A 21,712-nucleotide genomic window follows, 5' to 3' on the forward strand; every position below is an offset into this window, starting at 1 on the left:
GCAGGTGTTGCTTATCAAGAAGTGGGAAAAAGCCGGTTAGCTTTCTTTCCCTCTGGCCTAGAGGGGATCCTGCGGCCCGAGGGTGTATTTTCCGTGCGGATGGAATTGGCGGCTGCCGCTCTGAACCTGGCTGGCGGAGAACAGGATGGTGGTTTTCGACCGGCTTTTCACCGCCGTTTCGGTCCCCTTGAGCCTGGCGCCGGCCAGATCCAGGGTACTGTTCGCGCAGTCCAGCGCCTGCTGCGCCTCCACCGTCAGGGCCGTAGCCGTTATCTTCGAGTTCACCGCCGTCATGCCCCGCTCCTGGCCCAGGATCCGGCAGTCTTCAAGGCTAACAGTCGAGTTGACGATTTCAAGCGATGCGGCGCTTACCCCGACAAGGCGGGCGTTGCGGCAGTTGCTCAGGGTGACGCCGCGGTAGCTGCCGCTGAGCTCGAAACCCTCCTGATCCCTGCAGGCGACATCGCGGTTTCCGGGAGGATCAGGGGAGTTCGCGGCGGGGGGAGGCTGGGCGAGAAAATCGAGCACCGCCCGATTGAAGAGCGCCGGCTGCTCGCGCATCGGCACGTGCCCGGCCTGGGGAATCCGCTCGAGCCGGGCGTTGGCCAGGGTTCCGGCCAGCAGGACCCCGGTGCGCAGGGGGGTGACCTGATCCTCCACTCCCCAGAGCAGCAGGGTGGGCGCCGCGACCTGGGGGAGGATGGGGCCGAAATTGCTCTGCACCAGGGCCAGGGCGGCGATCTTGCCCGGATCCCCCCCCAGGGCCCGGGCGCGAAGCGCTTCGTTCTCGAGCAGGATATCCGGGTCGAGGGGCAGCCCCTCCAGGCCCCGGACCGTGGAGCCGATCAGGCCATCGAGCAGTTCCAGGGGGCGGGAGGGGGCCAGGGGCCAGCGCTCCTTCAGGTCCGGCTGCAGATAGTGGGTGGTGATCACCGCCTTGTGCAGCACCCCGGCCACGTCGGCCAGGACCAGCTTGCCGAGACCCTTCGGGTAGGTCCCGGCAAAGTAGAGGGATACCGCCCCGCCCAGCGAATGGCCGATGAGGTGGAAGGGGCCGTCGACGTAGCGGGCCGCTACCCACTGGAGAAAGGCAGCGTAGCGCGCCGGGGAGTAGAGGGCGTTTTTTTTCTCGGAGCGGCCGAAGCCGGGCAGGTCGAAGGCCACCACGTGGTATTGCTCGGCCAGGACCGGCAGCAGGCCGTCCCAGGTTCGCGCGGCCAGGTCCCCGAGACCGTGGACCAGAATCACGCTTTGTTCATGCTCCTTGCCCCCCTCGAGGATCAGGGCCCGGCTCTGGAAGATCGGCTCCAGCACCATTTGCTGGCTGAAGCCCTGCGGCAACGCCGCAGGGGCGGCAGGGGGCGGGGAGGTTTGCCCTTCACCGGGGCCGGCCCCGAGCAGAAGGATGAAAAAGAGCAGAGTCAGGATCCGGTTCATGGTATAAAGTCCCGTAGAGTTCGCGTTGGATTGTCGATGGCTCATGGCAGGCACGGAAGGGGACGCTGATGGCGAGAATGATCTTACTCCCCGGGTTGGGGGCCGACGAGCGGATGTTCGCCAACCTGGGGACCCTGGAGTTTGCGCTGGAAACCCCCCGTCTGCCGGTCCCCGGCAGGGGCGAGTCGATGCCGTCCTTCGCCGCGCGGACCGCCGGGCTTCTGGGGATCGGCAGCGATGACCTGCTCGGCGGCAGTTCCTTCGGCAGCATGGTGGCTTCCGAGATCGCCCGGCAGCGGCAGCTCCGGGGGCTGGTGCTGCTGGGGGGGGCCCTCGACAGCTCCGGGCTGCGCATGCTCGGCGGCCTGCGGGGCTTTCCCCTCAAGCTGTTCCCGCTGCGCCTGTTGAAGCCGCTGGTGCGCACCGACAAGGCCCTCGAGCTGGTCTTCGGGCCGGAAAACCCGCAGATGCGCGCGCTGGCCAGGCAGATGATGGATGCCGCCCCCGATGCCCTGCTGCTGGAGGGGGGGCGGATGGCGGCCAGCTACTTTCCGTCCGGCGCGCCGCGCTGCCCGGTGTTCGCCATCCACGGCGGCCGGGACCGGGTCATGGCTCCGCCCCCGGTCGATGGCTGCCGGATCCTCGCTGAGGCCGGCCATGGCATCGTCTACACCCACGGGCCGCTGGTGGGCGATTTTCTGCGCGAGGCCTGGCACGCCTGCCCGGGGGCTTAGCGCTGCGTCTCAGTCGACACTGGCGGCCTTGATGCGGCCGACCAGGTGCCCGGGGATGACCGCCCCCACCTGCACCAGGTAATAAGCCCCGCCACTGACCGGCACCCAGTTCAGCACCTCGCCACCGATGTAGGTGCAGTAGGCCGGGTAGAGAATCTTGTAGCTATCCGTCTCCTGCTCCTTGAGTTCGTTCTCCCTCAGGTAGCCCACCGCGTCCCCGGTGGCCTTGGCCTCGTGGAACAGCGGGACCAGCGGCAGGATCCGACTGCTGGCGTACAACCCCCGGTACTCGCGTTTGGCGAAATCCTTGGCGTGGCCCGCCTCGTGCAGGGCGATGGCCGGGTGATCCGAATACAGGCTGATGGTGTTGGTGAAGGGGTTGAAGCTGTCCCCGCCGAACACCCTCCCGGGGAGGACGGTGTAAAAGGCCGTGGTCACCACCCCGAAGGTCGCCCGCCAGAAGATGTTCATCGAGCGGTTCTTGAACAGGCGGATCCATTCGCCCCCGGGGGCATACTGGTTGACCCGCACCTTGACGTTCTCGAGCTCGTTGGCCTGCAGGTAGGATTCGATGGCGGCAACGGTTTCGTCCGAAACATGGTGGTTGTCCACCTTGGTGCTGAACAGCAGCAGCTTGGAGGGGAGCGACACGATGTTGCCGAGGGTGTCGAGAAACAGGTTGGGGCGCCCCCGTTCCACCTGCGGCTGATCGCGCCAGATGGTGGCCTGCGAGTCCGGGCCCCCGCCGTACCGGTAGGGCGTGGCGGCGCATCCTGCGAGCAGCAGGATGCCCAGGCCAAGCAACGCAATCCTCCCCCACCTGATGGAACCGACCGCCATCAACGCCCTCCCGGTAAATCCGCCAAAACAATTCAAAACAGTGCATTGCCGCTCTTCAAAGGGGCGACTCGTCCGTCCACCTATTTCTTCTAAACCGAAAAGGTCACTAAATCAATAGCTATATTTTTTTCATTTCATCCGCTTGAAGTATTGCATTTAACCTGCGGATTGTGGCAAAAAAGGCGGGCCATCCGACAGTTTTCCTCTTGTGGGGCAGATAACTCAGGAAGGCAAGACTCTGCTTGGCATGAGCCGGGAGGGAGTGCTAACGGCCCTCGGGTATTCGGGCACCCCCGGCCCCCCTCTCTGGAATCAGCGGCCTGGGTTTACTGGACCAACCGGTTCGGCACCCTCGCCGTGGAATTCGATGACCAGGGGAAAGTCAAGACTGTCAAAGATTGAGGCAAACAACATTTTTTTTAACCAGGGGCGGTTGTTCGGTGCCGGTTTTCTCGGCCCTTGACCCCGCTCGGGAGTTCTTGAGAGAGAATTATGGGATTACGGGAAGTTGCATTGGTTACCGGGGCCAGCAAGGGGATCGGGGCGGCGATCGCCATCGATTTGGCCCGCAGTGGTTTCGATATTTGGCTTAATTTTCGCAGTGACCGGGAAGGTGCCAACCGGGTGGCCGCGGCGATCCGGGAGGCGGGCGCCGAATGTACCCTGGTTCCCTTCGACGTGGCCGACGGCGAGGCGGTGCGCGCGGCCCTGGAGCCGCTGCTGGAGGAGCGTACCCCCTTTTCGGTGGTCAACAATGCCGGCTTTGCCCGCGACGGGCTGCTGCTCTGGATGAAGGACCAGGAATGGAAGGAGGTTCTCCAGGTTCACCTGGACGGCTTCTTCCATGTGACCCGGGCGGTGCTGCAGTCCATGGTGAAAAAACGCCGTGGGCGCATCGTCAATATCGTCTCGACCTCGGGGGAGAGCGGCGTGCCCGGCCAGGTCAACTACTCGGCGGCCAAGGCGGGATTGATCGGCGCCACCAAGGCGCTGGCCGCGGAGGTCGCCAAGCGCAACATCCTGGTGAACGCGGTTTCCCCCGGGTTCATCGAAACCGAGATGATCAAGGAACTGCCCCAGGAACGGATTCTCCCCATGATCCCCCTGGGCAGGGTCGGACGGGCCGAAGAGGTCGCCGGCCTGGTCAGTTTCCTCTGCTCGGAGCGCGCCACCTACATCACCGGACAGGTTTTCTCCGTCAACGGCGGAGCCTACATGTAGTCTTCCCCCGCTGCCGGCGCTGCCCAGCGGAGCCGGCAGCCCCCAGCAGCTACTTCAAAGGGATTTCATGCATCGCGTTGCCATTACAGGAGTAGGGATCGTCTCCTGCCTCGGCAGTGACCCGGAGACCGTCGGCGCGGCCCTGCGCCAGGGGCGCTCCGGGATCGTCGTCGACGAGGAGCGCCGCCGGCTTGGTTTCCGCAGCCCGCTGACCGGGGCCGTGCGCGGCTTCGACGCCGGCGCGGTGCTGTCGCGCAAGCAGCGCAAGACCATGCCCGATTTCGCCATCCAGGCCTACCGGGCGGCCAGCGATGCCCTGGGTATGGCGAAACTGGCCGACGAGGAGATCCAGAACGAGGAGACCGGGCTGATCTTCGGCTGCGATTCGAGCTGCATCGCCGCCATCGAGCAGGTCGATCTGCTGCGGGAAAAAGGCGAAACCAAGCTGATCGGCAGCGGGCTGGTGTTCCGCTCGATGACCAGCTGCGTCACCATGAACCTCAACACCCTGCTGCAGACCCGCGGGGCCTGCTGGACCCTGAGTTCGGCCTGCTCCAGCGGCGGCCACGCGGTGGGCCAGGCCGCCGATCTCATCGCCCTGGGACGCCAGGAGCGGGTCATCTGCGGCGGCGCCCAAGAGGTCAACTGGGAGTCGATGTGCAGCTTCGATGCCCTGGGGGCCTTCTCCACCCGCATCGACCAGCCAGAGGCGGCCTGCCGCCCCTTCGACGCCGAGCGCGACGGCCTGGTGCCGAGCGGCGGGGCGGCGGCGCTGGTGCTCGAGCGCTACGACCTGGCCCTGGCCCGCGGCGCGACCATCCTCGGCGAAGTCCTGAGCTACGCTTTCTCCTCCGACGGCCAGAATCTCTCGGTCCCCAGCCACGGCGGGCTGCAGCGGGCCATGAGCAAGGCCCTGAGCGGCGCCGGCCTGAAACCGGCCGACATCGACTACCTCTGCGCCCACGCCACCTCCACCCCGGCGGGCGACGCCGCCGAGGCCGAGAACATCCACGCCGTCTTCGGGGCCAAGGGTCCCTGGGTCTCCTCCCTCAAATCGATGACCGGACACGAGCTGTGGATGTCCGGTGCCTCCCAGGTGGTCTATTGCACCCTCATGGCGCAGCAGGGCTTCATCGCCCCCAACGCCAACTTCCACACCCCCGACGAGGCCAGCGCCCGGCTGCGCATTCTGGCAGAGCCGCTCAACCGGGCCCCCGAGCATGTGCTGTGCAACTCGGCCGGCTTCGGCGGCACCAATTCGTGCCTGGTGCTGAGGTTCGGCCGATGACCTTTGATTCGGTGGTGGTCGGCGGCGGGGTCTCCGGGCTCGCGGCGGCCCTGATCCTGGCCCGTAAGGGGCGCCGGGTGGCCGTGGTCGAGCAGGCGCCTCGGCTGGCTCCCCTGATCCGCGGGTTCAGCCGCGAGGGGGTCTACTTCGACAGCGCCTTTCACTACGCGGGCGGGCTGGGCGAGGGGGAGATCCTCGACCTGTTCTTCCGTTACCTGGGACTGAGCGAGGGGTTGGAGAAGTACCCCTTTCGGGCCGAGGGCTTCGACCGGTTCCGCGATACCGACAGCGGTTGGGAATTCGCCTTTCCCACCGGCAATCCCCAGCTGCAGGAGGCCTTGAACGCCGCCTTTCCCGGCGAACAGCCTGCCATCGCCGCCTACCTCGATGCCCTGCAGCAGGCCTGCGGTTCGCTCCCCTATCTCGACCCGGAAGTCCCGGCCGAGCAGTGGGACGGCAGCGCCGTGGTCCAGGGGCCGACCCTGGGCGAAGTGCTCGACCGGCTCACCGACAACCGGGCCCTGAAAAACCTGCTCTCGCTCCACACCCTGCTGCACGGGGTCTTGCCCGGCGAGGTCCCTTTCGCCATCCACGCCAGCGTGGCGGCGCTCTACTACCGTTCGGCGGTGGGGATCGCCGGGGGCGGCGCCGCCCTGGCCCAAGCCTTCGAGGCGCGGCTGGCGGCGGCGGGGGTCACGGTGGTCCTCGGCCGGGCAGTCAAATCTTTGACAACGTCGGCGGCCGGCCGCCTGCAGGGGGTGGAACTGAGCGATGGCGAACGGCTCGAGTGCCGGGAATGCCTGGTGTCGACCCACCCGCGTCATTTTCTCGACATGGCGCCGGAAGGGGCATTGAAACCCGCCTTCCGCAAGCGGTTGGGGGGACTCGAGGAAACCGCTTCGGCCTTTATCCTCTACGCGGCGGGAGGGGGCCAGTCCCTGCGGGGTTCCAACCTGATCCTGGGGCGCCTTGAGGCAACCGAGGCTCCCTGGAGCGGCGAGTTGGCCCAGCGCCCTCTGTTCCTGGCGGCCAATTCGGCAGGAGGCCAGACTGACCCAGCGGGCTGGGTGGCCATCTGCCCCGCCAGCTGGCAGGAGACCGCGGCCTGGAGCGAGCCCGGCGCAAGCCGGCGCGGTCCCGGTTACCGGCAGCACAAGGAGCGGGTCGCCGCCGAGCTGCTCGAACGCCTGCGCCGCCAGGCGCCGGAGCTGGCCGCGCAGGCCCGGGTTCTGGCCACCGCCACCCCCCTGACCCTGCGGGACTTCGGCGGCAGCCCGGCCGGCGGGCTCTACGGGGTCAAGCACAAGGTGGGACAGTACAATCCGCAGCCGGCCACCCGCATCCCCGGGGTACTTCTCACCGGGCAGGCCGCCGCGGCGCCCGGGGTGCTCGGGGCGATCACCTCGGCGTTTCTCACCTGCGGCAACCTGTTCGGCCACGATCAACTGCGCAGAGAGGTTTTGGAATGTCGCTGAAACGAGTGGTCATCACCGGCGTCGGGGCGGTTTCGCCCTTCGGGCGCGATACCCGGGCCCTGCTCGCGGGGCTTCTCGAGGGGCGCAGCGCCGTGCAGAGCGTGGCCGAGATGGCGCGTGTCGGCGGCCTGCGCACCCGGGTCGCTGCCCCGGTCACCGGGGTCGATCCCAAGGTGATTCCCCGCAAGCACCGCCGCTCCATGTCCCCCATGTCGATCTTCGCCACCCTCGCCTGCCAGGAGGCCCTCGCCCAGTCGGGTCTGGCTCCCGAGGAAATCGGCGACGGGCGGCTCGGCATCGCCCTCGGCTCCACGGTGGGGAGCACCCAGGCCAGCGAGGACTTTTTCCGTGACTTCTTTACCGATCACAGTCTCGAGCGGATGAAGTCGACCCTGTTCTTCCAGATCATGAACCACAGCGTCGCCGCCAACGTCGCCCAGGCCCTGGAGATCACCGGCCGGCTGCTGGCGCCGGCCTCGGCCTGCTCCACCGGCTGCCAGGCCATCGGCTACGGCTACGAGATGGTGGCCTGCGGTCGCCAGCCGATGATGCTCTGCGGCGGTGCCGACGAGTTTCACCCCCTGACCGCCGCTACCTTCGACGTCATGAACGCGGCCTCGGTCGGGTTCAACGAGGCCCCCGGCAGCACGCCGCGCCCCTTCGACCGCGACCGCGACGGGGTGGTCTGCGCCGAAGGCGCCGGGGTGGTGCTGCTCGAGTCCCTCGAGGGGGCCCTGGAGCGCGGCGCGACCATTCTCGGTGAGGTCCTCGGCTTCGCCACCGTCTCCGACCCGAGCAACATCGCCAACCCCAACGCCGAGGCCATGGAGCGCTGCATGCGCCTGGCCCTGGCCGACGCCGGGGTGGGTCCGGAGCAAGTCGATTATGTCAACGCCCATGCCACCGCCACCGCCCAGGGGGATGTGGCCGAAAGCGAGGCGATTCGCCGCCTGTTCGGGCCACAGGTGCCGGTGAGCAGCTACAAGGGGCATATGGGGCACGCCATGGCCGCCAGCGGTTCGCTGGAGCTGCTCGCGGCCCTCGAACTGATGCGCCAGGGGCGCCTGGTGCCGACCCTCAACCTGGAAAACGTCGATCCGGCCTGCGCCGGCCTCCGCCACCTGCAGGGTGTCGAGGAGGTGTATGCCTCGGTTTTCGTCAAGAACAACTTCGCCCTGGGGGGCGTCAACTCTTCGATCGTAGTAAGGAGATACCCGCATGACTGACCAAGAGATCATCGACCTGATCAACAGCTCGCTGGCCGAGGAGTTCGAACTCGACCCCGCCGACATGGCCCCGGAGGCCAACATCTACGAGGACCTCGGCCTCGACAGCCTGGACACCGTCGACATGGTGGTGGTGCTCGAGGGGGCCTTCCGCTTCAAGATCCGCGAAGAGGACGGCATCCGCGAGATCCGCACCCTGGGCGACATCCACCGCTTCGTGATCGACAAGAAGCGCGCCGCGGAGCTGAAATCGGCCTGAGTTGGTGATTCTCGACGTGGTGGAAAGCCCGGATAATTCCCTCGGCGGGGCGCGCAGGGCCCTGCGGCGCCTGGCGGAGCTCGCCGCGACCCTCTGGGGCTACACCCTGCTGGTGCTCTGGACCCTGCTGGGGATCGCCCTGTTTCCCGTGCTGTTCGTGGCCTGGAAGCTGGCTACCCGCTGGAGCGCCGGGCGCATCATGCGCCATTTCATCTGGCTCTACGGACGGGGCTGGGTGGCGGCCTTTTCCCCCTTCGTGCGCTTTCGCCGCGAGGGGCTGGAGCAGCTGCGCCTGGCGCGGCCGAGCATCCTGGTGGTCAATCACCTCTCCTTCTTCGACACCTACTGCATGGGCCTGCTCCCCATCCACGACGTGACCTTCGCGGTGCGCGCCTGGCCGTTTCGCATGTTCTGGTACGGCCGCTTCATGCGCCTGGCGGGGTACCTCGACGTGGAGACCGCCGGCTGGGAGGAGGTGCGCGCGGCGGCGGAGCGGACCCTGGCCGCCGGCGGGCACCTGCTGTTCTTCCCCGAAGGGCACCGCAGCCGCGACGGCCGGCTGCAGCGCTTCTACAGCGGCGCCTTTCGCCTGGCCACGGAAACCGGCGCTCCCCTGGTGCCGCTGTGTATCACCGGAACCGACCGGCTGCTCCCCCCCGGGCGCCTGAGCCTGGCTCCGGCGCGGGTGACCCTGCGCGCCCTGGCGGCCATCGACCCCGGCCCCTTCCGGGGAGCGGAGGGGCACCGGGAGCTGATGCGCGAGGTCAAACAGCGCATGGCCGAGAATCTACGCGAGATGGGGGCCAAGGGATGATCCCGGCAGGAGCGGACAGGGAATTTCGCGACAGCGGCTTGGCGTTTCGCCCCGGCGAAGAGATCGCCGCGGCCCAGGAGGCCCTGCTGCGCCGCCACCTGAGCTACCTGGCCCGGCACTCGCCCTTCTACCGGGAGCGCTTCGCCGCGGCCGGCGTCGATCCGGCGCAGATCCGCACGCTGGCCGACCTGGCCGCCCTGCCGCTGACCGGCAAGGACGATCTGGCTGCCCGCAGCGCCGATTTTCTCTGCGTCGACCAGCGCGAGATCGTCGATCTCTGCCTGACCTCCGGGACCACCGGCCGCCCCGTGGCGTTGCCGCAGACGGCCCGGGACCTGGCGCGGGTCGGCTACAACGAGGAGCTCTCCTTTCGCGCCGCCGGCCTCGGCGAGGGCGACCGGGTGCTGATCGCCGCGGCCATGGACCGCTGCTTCATGGCGGGGCTGGCCTACTTCATCGGCCTGACCCGGCTCGGCTGCCTGGCGATCCGCGGCGGCTCGAGCAGCATCCCGGCGTTGGCCGAGCTGGTGCGCGATCACCGCCCCACGGCGATGGTCGGGGTGCCGACCCTGCTGCTGCGTCTGGCCGAGCACTTGCGCTCCGAGGGGATCGACCCCGCCGGCCTGGCCGTGCAGCGGCTGATCTGCATCGGCGAGCCGGTGCGGCGGGCCGACCTGGCGCTCTCGGTGCTCGGCGTGCGCCTGCGCGAGAGCTGGGGCGCTGCGGTGTACGGCACCTACGCCAGCACCGAGATGGCCACCGCCTTCAGCGACTGCGCCGCCGGCCGCGGCGGGCATCTGGCCCCCGAGTTGATCGTGGTGGAGATTCTCGACGAGCAGGGGCGCGTGCTCCCCCCCGGGCAGCCGGGCGAGGTGGTCGCCACCCCCCTGCAGGTCAGCGGCATGCCGCTGCTGCGCTTTCGCACCGGCGACATCGCCGTGCTGCACGACGAGCCCTGCCCCTGCGGCCGCAACACCTGGCGCCTCGGCCCGGTGCTCGGGCGCCGCGCGCAGATGCTCAAATACCGCGGCACCACCCTGTTTCCGCCGGCCATCTTCGGGGTGCTCGAGGAGCTCGAGGGGGTTCGCGGCTACTATCTCGAGGTGTTCGACGAGTTCGAGCTCAGCGACCGGGTGCGGGTGGTGGTGGGCAGCGCCGACCCGTCCGTCAAGGCCGAGGCGGTGGCCGCCCGCATCGCCGCCCGGATCCGGGTCAAGCCCGAGGTGCTGGTGGTTTCCCCCGAGCAGGTGCTGCGCAAGACCCTGCAGCAGGACAAGCGCAAGCCGGTGACGTTTTTCGATTATCGCGGTACAGACCGAAAAGGACAGGACGATCATGTTTGAAGCAGATACCCGACCCAACCCGACCTCCTCAGGCGGTACCGATCAGCGCCCGGTGGTGGTGCTCAACGGCTACGATCTCACCGTGGAGGACATCGTCGCCATCGGCGTCGGCGACAAGCAGGTCGCCCTCGACCCCGCGGCCCTGGAGCGCTGCCGCGCCAGCCGCGCCTTTCTCGAGCAGGAGGTCGCCGCCCAGCGGGTCATCTACGGGGTCAACACCTCCTTCGGGCCGATGTGCAACAAGATCATCGAGGACCGCGAGATCGAAACCCTGCAGGTCAACCTGATCCGCAGCCACGCGGCGGGGCTCGGCGATCCGCTCAAACCCTACATCGCCATCGGGGTGCTGGTGGTGCGCCTCAACACCCTGGTCAAGGGGTTCAGCGGGGTGCGCCTCGAGCTTCTCGAGTTCATGCGTGACATGATCAACCGCGGCGTCGCCCCCTACATCCCCGAGTGCGGCAGCGTCGGCGCCTCCGGCGACCTGATTCACCTGGCCCACATGGCCCTGGGGATCATCGGCGAGGGCAAGGTCTACTACCGCGACGCGCTGCGCCCGGCGGCCGAGGTCTTCGCCGAGCTCGGGGTGGCGCCCATGCGCCTCTCCTTCAAGGAGGGGATCGCCCTGATGAACGGCACCAGCGCCATGACCGCGCTGGCCGCCTTCGCCCTGTTCGGCGCCAAGAAGCTGCTGCGCCTCTCCTGCGTGACCGGCGCCTTCGCCCTGGAGATCTTCGGCGGCATCGACGACGCCTTCGACGAGGACCTGCACCGGGTCAAGCCCCACCCGGGGCAGCTCGACGTGGCGGGGACCATCCGCAATCTCTACCGGGGCTCGAAGAACATCACCCTGCGCGCCAACATGCACGAGCTGATCCGCGGCCAGAAAAAGGACGGCCCGGTGTTCGAGACCAGCATCAACGTGCAGGACGTCTACTCGGTGCGCTGCACCCCCCAGGTGCTGGCGCCGGTGGCGGAGGCCATCGAGCTGGCCAACCGCACGGTGGAGACCGAGGCCAACTCCTCCAACGACAACCCGATCATTGTCCCCGAGCAGAGGAAGGTCATCCACGGCGGCAACTTCCATGGGCAGAGCATCGGCTTCGTGATGGACTCGCTGTGCATCGCCATCGCCACCCTCTCGACCCTCTCCGAGCGGCGCATCAACAAGTACCTCGACAAGAGCCTCAACGAGGGGCTCCCCGAGTTTCTCATCCCCGGCACCCTGGGGCTGACCATGGGCTTCATGGGGGCCCAGTACCTGGCCACCTCGACCACCGCCGAAAACCGCCAGCTGGCCGCCCCGGTGAGCACCCACTCGATCTCCTGCAACGCCTCCAACCAGGACGTGGTCAGCATGGGGACGGTGGCCGCGCGCAAGGCCTTCAAGAGCGTCAGCAACGCCAAGCACATCCTCACCCTGGAGGTGCTGGCCGACCTGCAGGCCCTCTCCTTCCGCAACGCCGAGGGGTTGGGGCGCGGCACGGGGAACATTTACCGGATCCTCGCCGGCGAGTTCACCCCCTACGACAACAGCCGGGTGTTCCACGAAGACCTGGTGCGTTTCCGCAAGCTGCTCTTTTCCAGCCAGCTGTTCGACGACCTGGCCGGCTACTGGCAGTAAGGAGTCCCCCGTGGCCGAAGCGATGAACTTCCCCATTGCCGCCGAGCGGCTGATCCCCCACCGCCCGCCGATGCAGCTGATCGAGGCTCTCGAGGACTTCGACGGCGAGGCGGGGACGGTCAGCGCCCAGGTGGGGCCGGGGCATCCGCTGCTCGAGGAGGACGGCGCCCTCGCCGAGGTGGCGCTGCTCGAACTGCTGGCCCAGGCCTACGCCGCGGTGCAGGGGTATGCCGACAGCCTCTCCGGCGAACCGGTGCGCCAGGGGTTCCTGGTCGGGGTGCGCAAGGTGCGGTTTCTGGGGCGGCCGCAGCTCGGCGACCGGCTGCAGGTGCGGGTGCGGGCCAGCGCCCGGCTCGAGGGTTTCGCCATCGTCGAGGGGAGCGTGCGGCGCGGTGAAGAGCTGCTCGCCGAGGGGAACATCAAGCTCTGGATCGTCCCCCAGGGAGGGGGGCAGGGATGAAAGCGCGCATCGTTCTTTTCCTCTTGCTGCTGCTCTGGCTGCCGGCCGGCGCTCCGGCCGCCTCGCCCGACGCGGTGCTCGGCCGGATTCAGCAACTCGCCGCCGGGGTCGAGACCCTGGCCAGCGACTTCTCCCAGGAGAAGTACCTGTCGGTTTTCCAGGACGTGCTCCCGGCCAGCGGCCGCTTCTACTACCGCAAGCCCGACCGGCTGCGCTGGGAGATGACCGCGCCGGTAAGCTCGGGGTTCGTCCTCAACGGCGAGCAGGGGCGCCGCTGGCAACAGGCGGGAAGCGCCGGCGAGCGCTTCGACATCGCCCGCGAACCGGTCATGAAGATCGTCGCCGAGCAGTTGCTGGCCTGGACCCGGGCCGATTTCGACCGGCTGCGCAAGGAGTACCGCATCACCCTGGAGAAGGAGGACCCGGTGCAGCTGCGGCTCGACCCCCAGGGGGCGGCCGCCGGCTTTCTCGACCACCTGCTGATCCGCTTCGCGCCGAGCGGAAAGCACGTGCAGCAGGTCGAAGTCCACGAGCAGGGGGGCGATTACACCCGCATCGTGTTTCATGACACCGTGGTCAACGGCCCGCTGGCCGAGGATCTTTTCTAAGCGCCTATGGACCTGGCCGATCTGATCGCCGGCGCCTATCGCCGGCTCGCGCCCCGGCGGACCCTGCTGCTGCTGGTGACCGCCGCGCTGCTCGGTGCCAGCCTGCTCGGGTTTCGCACCCTGCGGATGCAGGAAAACATCGCCGCGATGCTCCCCGACGGCGGCAGCGTGGCCGAGGATTTCCAGCTGCTGCAGCAGGCTCCCTTCGCCAGCAAGGTGGTGATCACATTGAACGGGGGCTCGCAGCTGCCGCAGCAGCAACTGATCGCGGCGACGGACGAGCTGGCGCAGGCCCTCGACCCGCGGCTCTTTCCGCAGGTGGTCAGCGGCCCCCGCGAGCAGTTGCAGCAGCGCATGCTCCCCTGGCTGCTGGCGGCGCTGCCCAACCTGGCCGACGAGGAGGACCTCGCCCTCCTGCGCGCCGGGCTCGACGAGGCCGGGGTGCGCGAGCGCCTGCAGCAGAGCTACCGCAGCCTGCTCGGGCCCGAGGGGTGGGCGCTCAAGGGGCTGATCCGGCAGGACCCCCTGGGACTGCACCGGCTGGCCCTGGAGAAGCTGCGCCACCTCAACCTGGTGCCGGGGGCGCGCCTGGCCGACGGGCATTTTCTCAGCCCCGACGGCAAAAGCGCCCTGCTGGTGGCGGAGACCCCGGTGCCGATGACCGATTCAGCCGGTGCCGAGCAGCTGCTGGCCGCTTTCGAGCAGGCGATTCGGGTGCTGCCCGAGGGGGTCGAGGCGAGCCTGGTCAGCGGCCACCGCTACACGGCGGCCAACGCTCGCGCCATCCAGGCCGACCTGTGGCTGATCCTGAGCTGCTCGACCCTGGCGCTGGTCCTGCTCTTTCTCATTTTTCTGCGCAGCCTGCGGGCGGTGTTCGTCTTTCTCGTCCCGGTCTCGGTGGTCTGCCTGGCGGCGGTGGCGGTGGGCCTGGTCTACCCCGAGGTTTCGGCGGTGACCATCGGCTTCGGCGCGGTGCTGCTCGGCATCGCCGTCGATTTCGGCCTGCATGTTTATTTCGCTCTGCGCCGCGGCGGCGCCGAGCCGGCCGCCATCCTCGGCGCGGTCGCCAAGCCGGTCACCTTCGGCGCCCTGACCACGGTGGCGGCCTTTGCCGTGCTGCTCTTCTCCGACCTGCCGGGGCAGCGGCAGCTGGCGGTCTTCTCCATCACCGGCATCCTCGCCGCCTTGCTGCTGGCGCTGCTGGTGCTGCCGCACCTGCTGCGGGTCGGTGCCGCCGCCCCCGAGCCGCCCCGAAAAGAGGGCGGGCAAAGGGCCGGCCGCTGGATCCTGGCGCTCTGGCTGCTTCTGCTGGCGGCGGCCGGCTGGCAGGCCACCCGAGTGACCATCGACGGCGATCTGCGCGCCATGAGCCTGACGCCCCCCGCGCTGGCCGCTGACGAGGCGAAGCTGCAGCAGACCTGGGGGCAGGTGCGGGGGCGGGCCATGGTCTGGTCCCTCGGCGCCGACCTGGAACAGGCCCTTGCGGTGAACCGCCAGATCTTTCAGCGCCTCGGCAGCGGGGAGGCGGGCGCGGAGCTGGTCAGCCTCGCCCCGCTGCTGCCGCCGCTGGCCGAGCAGGAGGCCAATCGCCGGCGCTGGCAGGGCTTCTGGGCCGGGGAGGAGGGGCAGCGGGTGCTCGCCGCCCTGGACAGGGAAGCGGTCGCCCTGCGCTTCAGCCCCGACGCCTTCGCCCCCTTTCGCCAGGCCCTGGCGCAGCCGGCCGCCCCGGTAACCCCCGCGGGGCTGCACGAGGTAGGCCTGGGGGAGGTCATCGATTCGCTGGTGACCACCCTCGACGATGGCCGGGTCGGGGTGCTCAACCTGATCCCCGAAACCCCAGCGGCCCTGGCCGCGGCCGAGACAGCCCTGGCGGGGCTCGACGGGGCTCGCCTGGTGGCCCAGGGGCGCTTCCGCGAGGAGGTCAGCGCGGCGATCGGCCACGACTTCACCCGCTTCATCGTCTCCGCCGCGCTCGCCGTGGTCGCCCTGCTGGTGGTGCTGTTCCGGCACCCGGGGCGGATCTTCGCGGCCCTGGTGCCGGTGCTGAGCGGGCTGCTGCTGATGCTGGGGATCATGGGCGCGCTGGGGATGAGCTTCAACCTGTTCAACGTCATCGCCGCCATCCTGGTGATCGGACTCGGCGTCGACTACGGCATCTTCATGGTCTGCCGCCAGGACGAACCCTGTGAGCGGGCCACCGAGACGGCGGTACTGGTTTCCGGGCTCACCACCCTGGCGGGCTTCGGGGCCCTGGTGCTGGCTCGGCATCCGGCGCTGCACTCCATCGGCATCACCGTGCTGCTGGGGATCGGCGGCGCGATTCCGGCGGCGCTGCTGGTGGTGCCGGCTTTGTATCGGGGGCGGGCACAATGAGAAAACTATTGCCGATGCTGCTGCTGGCCGCCCTGGCGGCGGGCTGCGCGCCGTCGCCGGTGCCCCAGGCGCTGATCGCTCCGGCCCGGCCGGGCCTGTCCGCCGAACAGCTGGCGGCGGCCCTGTGGAGCGCCGACCCGCAGCGGCTGCGCCTGCGCCAGACCGCCCGCTTCAGCTTTCGCGGGCGCAGCGTGCCGATGATCGGGATGATGGAGCTCGATACCGCTTCTCAGCAGGCACGGCTGGTGGCGGTCAACGAAATGGGGGTCAAGCTCTTCGACCTGAGCGTGAGCGAGGACGCCGTCCGCGAGAACTACCTGCTGCCGCAGCTGGCGCGCTACCCGCGCTTCGGCGAGGCGGTGGGGGCCTCCCTGCGGCGCGTTTTCCTGGCGCCGCGGCCCCGACCCGGAGAGGACACCCTGGCCGCGGCCGATGGCGGCTACCGGCTCAGCGGCGAGCGTGACGGGCAGCAGGTGGCGTTTCTGTTCGGCGGCGAGCCGGTGCGCCTGGTGGAAAAGGGCGCCGAGGGGGACCAGGGAGAGTGGCGGGCGGTTTATGCGGATTATCAGCCAGGCGCCGGGACATTTTTCCCGCGGCAGATCGTGCTGGAGGACCGGCGCGCCGGCTATCGGCTCGATCTGCGGATCGAGAGTGTGAAGCGAAGCGATGAGCAGACTGATTGAAGAAATTGAGTTGGCGGCCCTGGGCGAGGTCGAACTCGACGAGCAGGGGGCGCTGGTCGGCAGCTACTGTTTTCCCGAGGGGTTTCTGGGGTTTTCCGGGCACTTTCCCGGCTACCCCATCGTCCCCGCCATCGTCCAGGTGCTGGTGGCCCAGCGGCTGGCCCAGACCCGGCTCGGCGAGGGGCTGCGCCTGCAGGGGGTGGAAAATGCCAAGTTCCTCCTGCAGATCCGTCCCGGGCAGCAGATCCGGGTGCGCTGCCTGCTGAAACCGCGCGAGGAGGCGACCCTGGTGGAGGCCCGGCTGAGCTGCGGCGAGACCCTGGCGGCCTCCTTCAACCTGAAATTCGCTCCGGAAAGGCCGGAATCATGAACAAACCCTATTTCCCGCAGCGCCCCGGCCAGCCGGCGCCCCTGCGCGCCGAAGTCGAGCGGGTGGTGCGCTTCGAGGAGGTCGATCCCCTCGGCATCGTCTGGCACGGGCGCTACCCGGGCTATTTCGAAGACGCCCGGGTGGCGCTGGGGGAAAAGTACGGCATCGGTTATCTCGATTTCTACGAGCGCAAGGTGCTGGCGCCGATCCGCAAAATGCACGTGGACTATCACCGTCCCCTGCGTTTCGGCCAGCCCTTCACCATCGAGGGGCTGCTGCACTGGTCGGAGGCGGCGCGCCTGAACTACGAGTTCGTGCTGCGCAACCAGGCCGGCGAGGTCACCACCACCGGCTACACGGTGCAGATGCTGATGGATGAGAAACACAACGTGCTGCTCGCGCCGCCCGATTTCTATCTCGAATTTCTCGAGCGCTGGCGCGACGGGAGGCTGCGGTGAGCGAGGTCGTCATCAGCGCCGCGGCCGCCGTCACCGGCCTCGGCGACACCCTGGAGCGGACCTGGCAGCGGCTGCTCGCCGGGCAGAGCGCCATCGCCCCGGTGGAGCGCTTTGCCGCCGGCGCCTTCACCAGCTCCATCGCCGCCTGCGTTGCGCAGCTGGAGCCGGCCGCCAACGGCTCGCGCCTGCCGAGCCTGCTCGAGCGGCTGCTCGACGGCTTCGCCCCGGTCCCCGCCGACAGCCGCCTGCTGCTGGCGACCACCAAGGGGGCCATCGACCTGCTCGAGGCCCAGCGGCGCGGAGCGGCGGTGGCTGAGGGGGCGCTGCTCCCCGCGGCCCTGCTCGCCGATCTCGAGGGGCGCCTCGGCCTCTCCGGCCCCTCCTGCAACATCAACGCCGCCTGCGCATCCTCCACCATCGCGGTGGCGCGGGGCGCAGCGGCCATCGCCCGCGGCAGCGCCGAGGCGGCGGTGGTGCTCTGCTGCGACCTGCTGAGCGAATTCGTCTTCTCCGGCTTCTCCGCCCTGCGCGCCCTCGATCCCCGCCCCAGCCGCCCCTTCGACCGGCAGCGGGCCGGGCTCACCCTGGGCGAGGGGGCCGCGGCCCTGCTGCTGATGAGCCGCGAGCGGGCGCTGCGGGAGCAGCGCCCGGTGCTGGCCCGGGTGCTCGGCTGGGGCAGCGCCAACGACGCCCACCACATCACCGCGCCGGCCCGCGACGGCAGCGGCCTGATCCGCGCCGTGCGCCAGGCGCTGGCAACCGCAGGGGTTTCCGCCGCGGCGGTGGACGGCATCAGCGCCCACGGCACCGGCACCGTTTACAACGACCTGATGGAGCTGACCGCCTTCCGGACCCTGTTCGGCGAGCGCTGCCCGCCGCTGCACTCGGTCAAGGGGGCGCTCGGCCACACCCTGGGCGCCGCCGGCGGCATCGAGGTGGCCCTCGGCCTGCGTTCCCTGGCCACCGGCCTGCTGCCGCCGACGGTGGGGCTGGAACAGGCCGAACCGGGCGCCGAGGGGTTGGTGAGCGCGGACTCTCAGCCCTTCGCCGGGCGCCTGCTGCTCAGCACCAACTCGGGCTTCGGCGGCATCAACGGCGCCCTGCTGCTGGGGCAGGAGGTGGCGGCATGAAGGCCTGGGTGCTCGGCATCGGTTGGGTGAGCGCCGCCGGCATCGGCCGCGGCCGCCGGGGGGACCGCTTCGCCATGGCCGCGGGGGAACTGCCGGAACTGTCCCGGCGGGACATTTTCACCGAACCCTATCCGCGCTTCGGCCGGCTCGACGATTTTTCCCGGCTCGGCCTGGCCGGCATCGCCCTGGCCCTGAATGACGCCGGCCTCGACCGCTGGGAGCAGAAGCGCAACATCGGCATCTTCGCCGGCACCACCCGCGGCTGCCTGGAGACCGATCGCGCCTATTACGACACCGTCATCCCGGATGGGGGAGCGCTGGCCAGTCCCAACCTGTTCGCCTACACCCTTTCCAACACCTTTCTCGGCGAGGCGGCGATCCGCTTCGGCCTGGCCGGGAGCAACCTGGTCCTCAACGATTCCGATCCCGCGGCCTTCTCCGCCCTCAGGCTCGCTTTGGAGAGCCTGGCCTGGGGCGAAGCCCCGCTGATGCTCGCCGGGATCTGCGACCTGCCCCCCGCGGCGGGGGCGGCCGGGGCGTCGGGAAGGCCACCCGGTGCCGTGTTTCTGGTTCTGAGCCGAGAGCGGTCCGCCTCCGTGCCGCCTCTTGCCGAAATCGCCCTGGACGCCGCCGGCGCCGTTTCCGTCGATGCCGCCGGCGTCGCGGACTGGCCCGGACTGGTTCAGGCCTGTTTGCAGCCCGAAGAAGAGATAGGGAGAGACTGCCCATGAAGATGAAGTTGATCTACCCCCGCTGGCCCAAGCTCGACCGCCAGACCGAGTTCCATCTGCCCCCCCACGGTCCGGTGGTGTTCGCCGCCACCGTGCCCCCCGAGGTCGACCTGGAGTTCACCGACGAGAACCTCGAGCCTGTCGATTTCGACGGCGCGGTGGACCTGGTGGGCATCTCCACCATGCTCACCGCCCAGTTGCCGCGGGCCTTCGAGATCGCCCGCGAGTTCCGCGAGCGGGGCGTGCCGGTGATCTTCGGCGGCATCTCCACCATGCTCCACGCCGAGGAAGTGGCGCAGCACGCCGATTCGGTGTTTCTCGGCGAGGCCGAGGGGCGCTTCGCCCAGGTGATCGACGATTTCCAGAAGGGGCGGCTAAAAAAGCGCTACGACTACATGAACACCCCGCCGGATACCGCCCTGGTCGGCACCGCCCGCCGCGAGATCCTCAACCGCGAGCTCTACAATTACCGCGGCGTGCAGATGCTTGACCTGGTGCACGCCTCGCGCGGCTGCAAGTTCGACTGCTTCCCCTGCTGCACCGGGTTTCTCGGCGGCAAGAACTTCCGCCCCCGCCCCATCGACAAGGTCATCGAGGAGATGGAGGCGATCCGCAACAACCGCCTGTTCATCGTCGACAACTCGCTGGCCCAGGACCGCCAGTGGCTCAAGGACCTGTTCACCGCCATGGCGCCGCTGAAGAAGAAGTGGGTCAGCCACCCGATTCTCGACGACGACGAGATCCTCAAGCTGGCCGCCGACGCGGGGGCCTGGTACGTCTACCAGGCGGTGTTCGACACCTCCGAGGTGATCCGCAACCGCATTCGCCGCCTCAAGGAATACGGCATCGGCATCGAGGGGACGATCATCCTCGGCACCGACGACCAGAGTGAGGACGACATCAAGCGCCTGGTCGACTTCCTGCTGGAGGTCGAGCTCGACGTCGCCGAGTTCACCATCCTCACCCCTTTCATGCAGTCGCCGATCCGCCGCCAGCTGGAGAAGGAAGGGCGCATCCTCAGCAACGACTGGAGCCGCTACACCGCCGACAAGGTGGTGTTCCAGCCCAGGCAGATGAGTCCCGAGAAGCTGCAGGAGCTCTACTACTACGCCTGGGACACCTTCTACGCCGGCGGCGGCCACCAGCTCAAGATGGGCGAGCTGTTCAAGCAGGTCATCCGCCGCGAGATCGAGGACGGCACCTACCACCGCTACAACCCGAAGAAGCGGCGCGGCTTCCGGAAAAACCAGGAGGCCGTGGCCCCATGAGCCGGGTCTTTCTGTTCTCCGCCAATACCACCACCGAGCCCTACCCGGTCTACCCCCTGGGGATGGCGGTGCTGGCCGGCGCCCTGAGCGCCCGCGGCCACCAGGTGCGGCAGTTCGATCTGCTCGCCTCCGGGTGCGACGAGGAGCGGCTGCGCCGCGAGCTGGCGGAGTTCGCCCCCGAGCTGGTCGGCATGTCGCTGCGCAACATCGACAACGTCGATTCCTTCAGCGGCGAGAGCGCCTGGTACCTGGCCCAGGCCCGGGAGCGGGTGCGCCTGGTGCGGGAAACCACCGCCGCGCCGCTGGTGGTGGGCGGGCCGGCCTTCTCCATCATGCCCGAGGCGATCCTTGAGTATCTCGGCGCCGATTACGGCATCGTCGGCGAGGGGGAGCGGGCCATCTGCCGCCTGGCGGAGGAGCTGGCCGCCGGCCGGCAGCTCCCCGCCCTGATCCGCGGCGAGCCGCAGGGGCTTACGGGGACGGAAATGGCCGCCCCGCTCTACCAGCCGGAATGGGTCGATTTCTACCTGGAGCGCAGCGGCATGATCAACCTGCAGACCAAGCGCGGCTGCCCCTACCGCTGCAGCTACTGCACCTACCCGGCGCTGGAGGGGGCGCATTTCCGTCCCCGCCCGGTCGGCGCGGTGGTGGATGATCTGGAGCGCATCCGTCGCGACCACCCCCGGGCCAGCGTGTTTTTCACCGATTCGATCTTCAACGATCCCTGCGGACACTACCTGGAGCTGGCCGAGGAGATCCTGCGCCGCGAGGTGCAGATCCGCTGGTGCGCCTTTTTCCGCCCCCAGGGGCTGGGGCGCCGGGAGCTCTCCCTGCTCAAGCGCGCCGGCCTCTACGCCCTGGAGCTGGGGACCGACGCCGCCAGCGACGCCACCCTGGCGGGGATGGACAAGGGACTGAGCTTCGCCGAGGTGCTCGAGGTCAACCAGGCCTGCCTGGCCGAGGAGCTCCCCTGCGCCCATTTCATCATCTTCGGCGGACCGGGCGAGACCCCCGAGTCGGTGCAGCAGGGGCTGGCCAACATCGAGCAGCTGGGGCCGGCGGTGGTCTTCGCCTTTTCCGGCATCCGCCTGCTGCCCGGGGCGCCGCTGCAGCAGCAGGCGCTGCGCGAGGGGCTGCTCGAGGCCGGGCGCTCGCTGCTCAAGCCGGCCTACTACTATTCGCCGGCCATCGACGTCGAGGCCATGCACGCTGCCATCAAGCACTCCTTCCGCGGGCGCCGCGACCGGGTCTTCCCCCCCTCCGAGGGGCAGGCGCGGCTGGCGGTGATGCGCCGTTTCGGCTTCAACGGCATTCTCTGGGACCAGCTGATCAATTTCGGCAGCAAGCGCAAGACAGGTTGATTTCGTGAC

Annotated in this window: 21 protein-coding genes; 19 read left to right on the forward strand and 2 right to left on the reverse strand. The window is 68.9% G+C overall.

The features are described 5' to 3' along the window. Nucleotides 1–57: 57 nt before the first annotated feature. Entirely contained in the window at nucleotides 58–1,437 is a 1,380-nt protein-coding gene (locus DESUT3_RS01255) for an alpha/beta fold hydrolase (protein WP_221250652.1), read from the reverse strand. A 68-nt stretch (nucleotides 1,438–1,505) separates the two neighbouring features. Here DESUT3_RS01255 and DESUT3_RS01260 point away from each other — a divergent pair, with 68 nt between their 5' ends. Further along, the gene (locus DESUT3_RS01260; RefSeq protein WP_221250653.1) at nucleotides 1,506–2,171 is read left to right on the forward strand and encodes an alpha/beta fold hydrolase; all 666 of its coding nucleotides are present in this window, start codon (nucleotides 1,506–1,508) and stop codon (nucleotides 2,169–2,171) included. Between the two features lie 9 nt (nucleotides 2,172–2,180). Here the strand turns inward: DESUT3_RS01260 and DESUT3_RS01265 are convergent, their stop codons facing one another. Next, a complete protein-coding gene (locus DESUT3_RS01265) occupies nucleotides 2,181–3,011 on the reverse strand; it encodes a hypothetical protein (RefSeq protein WP_221250654.1) in 831 nt (276 codons plus the stop codon). Between the two features lie 492 nt (nucleotides 3,012–3,503). Between DESUT3_RS01265 and fabG the strand changes: the two genes are divergently transcribed. From fabG to DESUT3_RS01355, 18 genes are all read left to right on the forward strand, one after another. Beyond that, nucleotides 3,504–4,232, forward strand: coding sequence for a 3-oxoacyl-ACP reductase FabG (fabG, locus tag DESUT3_RS01270; RefSeq protein ID WP_221250655.1), 729 nt, complete (start codon nucleotides 3,504–3,506; stop codon nucleotides 4,230–4,232). Between the two features lie 67 nt (nucleotides 4,233–4,299). After that, nucleotides 4,300–5,520 carry a beta-ketoacyl-[acyl-carrier-protein] synthase family protein gene (locus DESUT3_RS01275; RefSeq protein ID WP_221250656.1) on the forward strand — a complete coding sequence of 407 codons (1,221 nt, stop codon included), beginning with the start codon at nucleotides 4,300–4,302 and terminating at the stop codon, nucleotides 5,518–5,520. Then, on the forward strand, nucleotides 5,517–6,995 hold the full coding sequence (locus DESUT3_RS01280; protein WP_221250657.1) for a phytoene desaturase family protein: 1,479 nt from the start codon (nucleotides 5,517–5,519) through the stop codon (nucleotides 6,993–6,995). The genes DESUT3_RS01275 and DESUT3_RS01280 overlap by 4 nt, the downstream gene beginning before the upstream one ends. Further along, complete coding sequence (locus DESUT3_RS01285) at nucleotides 6,986–8,221, forward strand: beta-ketoacyl-[acyl-carrier-protein] synthase family protein (RefSeq protein WP_221250658.1); 1,236 nt, start codon at nucleotides 6,986–6,988, stop codon at nucleotides 8,219–8,221. The genes DESUT3_RS01280 and DESUT3_RS01285 overlap by 10 nt, the downstream gene beginning before the upstream one ends. Next, on the forward strand, nucleotides 8,214–8,480 hold the full coding sequence (locus tag DESUT3_RS01290) for a phosphopantetheine-binding protein (protein WP_221250659.1): 267 nt from the start codon (nucleotides 8,214–8,216) through the stop codon (nucleotides 8,478–8,480). The genes DESUT3_RS01285 and DESUT3_RS01290 overlap by 8 nt, the downstream gene beginning before the upstream one ends. A 4-nt stretch (nucleotides 8,481–8,484) precedes the next feature. After that, nucleotides 8,485–9,294: a lysophospholipid acyltransferase family protein gene (locus DESUT3_RS01295; protein ID WP_225911674.1), complete on the forward strand. Its 810-nt coding sequence runs from the start codon at nucleotides 8,485–8,487 to the stop codon at nucleotides 9,292–9,294. Then, entirely contained in the window at nucleotides 9,291–10,637 is a 1,347-nt protein-coding gene (locus tag DESUT3_RS01300; RefSeq protein ID WP_221250661.1) for a phenylacetate--CoA ligase family protein, read from the forward strand. The genes DESUT3_RS01295 and DESUT3_RS01300 overlap by 4 nt, the downstream gene beginning before the upstream one ends. After that, the gene (locus DESUT3_RS01305; protein ID WP_221250662.1) at nucleotides 10,630–12,261 is read left to right on the forward strand and encodes an HAL/PAL/TAL family ammonia-lyase; all 1,632 of its coding nucleotides are present in this window, start codon (nucleotides 10,630–10,632) and stop codon (nucleotides 12,259–12,261) included. Before DESUT3_RS01300 ends, DESUT3_RS01305 begins: the two co-directional genes overlap by 8 nt. 10 nt (nucleotides 12,262–12,271) lie before the next feature. After that, nucleotides 12,272–12,721: a hypothetical protein gene (locus DESUT3_RS01310; RefSeq protein WP_221250663.1), complete on the forward strand. Its 450-nt coding sequence runs from the start codon at nucleotides 12,272–12,274 to the stop codon at nucleotides 12,719–12,721. Then, entirely contained in the window at nucleotides 12,718–13,329 is a 612-nt protein-coding gene (locus tag DESUT3_RS01315; protein ID WP_221250664.1) for a LolA family protein, read from the forward strand. Before DESUT3_RS01310 ends, DESUT3_RS01315 begins: the two co-directional genes overlap by 4 nt. A gap of 6 nt (nucleotides 13,330–13,335) precedes the next feature. Further along, the gene (locus DESUT3_RS01320) at nucleotides 13,336–15,702 is read left to right on the forward strand and encodes an MMPL family transporter (protein ID WP_221250665.1); all 2,367 of its coding nucleotides are present in this window, start codon (nucleotides 13,336–13,338) and stop codon (nucleotides 15,700–15,702) included. Further along, nucleotides 15,699–16,385 (forward strand): DUF3261 domain-containing protein, encoded by a 687-nt coding sequence (locus tag DESUT3_RS01325; protein ID WP_221250666.1) that lies wholly within the window; start codon nucleotides 15,699–15,701, stop codon nucleotides 16,383–16,385. Before DESUT3_RS01320 ends, DESUT3_RS01325 begins: the two co-directional genes overlap by 4 nt. Beyond that, on the forward strand, nucleotides 16,369–16,755 hold the full coding sequence (locus DESUT3_RS01330) for a 3-hydroxyacyl-ACP dehydratase FabZ family protein (protein WP_221250668.1): 387 nt from the start codon (nucleotides 16,369–16,371) through the stop codon (nucleotides 16,753–16,755). The genes DESUT3_RS01325 and DESUT3_RS01330 overlap by 17 nt, the downstream gene beginning before the upstream one ends. Then, the gene (locus DESUT3_RS01335; protein WP_221250669.1) at nucleotides 16,752–17,213 is read left to right on the forward strand and encodes an acyl-CoA thioesterase; all 462 of its coding nucleotides are present in this window, start codon (nucleotides 16,752–16,754) and stop codon (nucleotides 17,211–17,213) included. The genes DESUT3_RS01330 and DESUT3_RS01335 overlap by 4 nt, the downstream gene beginning before the upstream one ends. Beyond that, complete coding sequence (locus tag DESUT3_RS01340) at nucleotides 17,210–18,343, forward strand: beta-ketoacyl synthase N-terminal-like domain-containing protein (protein WP_221250670.1); 1,134 nt, start codon at nucleotides 17,210–17,212, stop codon at nucleotides 18,341–18,343. The genes DESUT3_RS01335 and DESUT3_RS01340 overlap by 4 nt, the downstream gene beginning before the upstream one ends. Then, complete coding sequence (locus tag DESUT3_RS01345) at nucleotides 18,340–19,074, forward strand: beta-ketoacyl synthase N-terminal-like domain-containing protein (protein WP_221250671.1); 735 nt, start codon at nucleotides 18,340–18,342, stop codon at nucleotides 19,072–19,074. The genes DESUT3_RS01340 and DESUT3_RS01345 overlap by 4 nt, the downstream gene beginning before the upstream one ends. Further along, complete coding sequence (locus tag DESUT3_RS01350; RefSeq protein WP_221250672.1) at nucleotides 19,071–20,342, forward strand: B12-binding domain-containing radical SAM protein; 1,272 nt, start codon at nucleotides 19,071–19,073, stop codon at nucleotides 20,340–20,342. The genes DESUT3_RS01345 and DESUT3_RS01350 overlap by 4 nt, the downstream gene beginning before the upstream one ends. After that, entirely contained in the window at nucleotides 20,339–21,703 is a 1,365-nt protein-coding gene (locus tag DESUT3_RS01355) for a lipid biosynthesis B12-binding/radical SAM protein (protein WP_221250673.1), read from the forward strand. The genes DESUT3_RS01350 and DESUT3_RS01355 overlap by 4 nt, the downstream gene beginning before the upstream one ends. Nucleotides 21,704–21,712 lie beyond the last annotated feature (9 nt).

It is taken from the genome of Desulfuromonas versatilis (genome assembly GCF_019704135.1).
GTDB classification, from domain to species: Bacteria; Desulfobacterota; Desulfuromonadia; order Desulfuromonadales; family NIT-T3; genus Desulfuromonas_A; species Desulfuromonas_A versatilis.

Bases quoted from the DNA above. Each gene is read 5' to 3' on its own strand.
- DESUT3_RS01345 (WP_221250671.1), top strand. From the start codon at position 18,340: ATGAAGGCCTGGGTGCTCGGCATCGGTTGGGTGAGCGCCGCCGGCATC.
- DESUT3_RS01290 (WP_221250659.1), top strand. From the start codon at position 8,214: ATGACTGACCAAGAGATCATCGACCTGATCAACAGCTCGCTGGCCGAG.
- DESUT3_RS01285 (WP_221250658.1), top strand. From the start codon at position 6,986: ATGTCGCTGAAACGAGTGGTCATCACCGGCGTCGGGGCGGTTTCGCCC.
- DESUT3_RS01350 (WP_221250672.1), top strand. From the start codon at position 19,071: ATGAAGATGAAGTTGATCTACCCCCGCTGGCCCAAGCTCGACCGCCAG.
- DESUT3_RS01255 (WP_221250652.1), bottom strand. From the start codon at position 1,437: ATGAACCGGATCCTGACTCTGCTCTTTTTCATCCTTCTGCTCGGGGCC.
- DESUT3_RS01260 (WP_221250653.1), top strand. From the start codon at position 1,506: ATGGCGAGAATGATCTTACTCCCCGGGTTGGGGGCCGACGAGCGGATG.
- fabG (WP_221250655.1), top strand. From the start codon at position 3,504: ATGGGATTACGGGAAGTTGCATTGGTTACCGGGGCCAGCAAGGGGATC.
- DESUT3_RS01355 (WP_221250673.1), top strand. From the start codon at position 20,339: ATGAGCCGGGTCTTTCTGTTCTCCGCCAATACCACCACCGAGCCCTAC.
- DESUT3_RS01300 (WP_221250661.1), top strand. From the start codon at position 9,291: ATGATCCCGGCAGGAGCGGACAGGGAATTTCGCGACAGCGGCTTGGCG.
- DESUT3_RS01325 (WP_221250666.1), top strand. From the start codon at position 15,699: ATGAGAAAACTATTGCCGATGCTGCTGCTGGCCGCCCTGGCGGCGGGC.
- DESUT3_RS01330 (WP_221250668.1), top strand. From the start codon at position 16,369: ATGAGCAGACTGATTGAAGAAATTGAGTTGGCGGCCCTGGGCGAGGTC.
- DESUT3_RS01320 (WP_221250665.1), top strand. From the start codon at position 13,336: ATGGACCTGGCCGATCTGATCGCCGGCGCCTATCGCCGGCTCGCGCCC.
- DESUT3_RS01280 (WP_221250657.1), top strand. From the start codon at position 5,517: ATGACCTTTGATTCGGTGGTGGTCGGCGGCGGGGTCTCCGGGCTCGCG.
- DESUT3_RS01265 (WP_221250654.1), bottom strand. From the start codon at position 3,011: ATGGCGGTCGGTTCCATCAGGTGGGGGAGGATTGCGTTGCTTGGCCTG.
- DESUT3_RS01335 (WP_221250669.1), top strand. From the start codon at position 16,752: ATGAACAAACCCTATTTCCCGCAGCGCCCCGGCCAGCCGGCGCCCCTG.
- DESUT3_RS01315 (WP_221250664.1), top strand. From the start codon at position 12,718: ATGAAAGCGCGCATCGTTCTTTTCCTCTTGCTGCTGCTCTGGCTGCCG.
- DESUT3_RS01275 (WP_221250656.1), top strand. From the start codon at position 4,300: ATGCATCGCGTTGCCATTACAGGAGTAGGGATCGTCTCCTGCCTCGGC.
- DESUT3_RS01305 (WP_221250662.1), top strand. From the start codon at position 10,630: ATGTTTGAAGCAGATACCCGACCCAACCCGACCTCCTCAGGCGGTACC.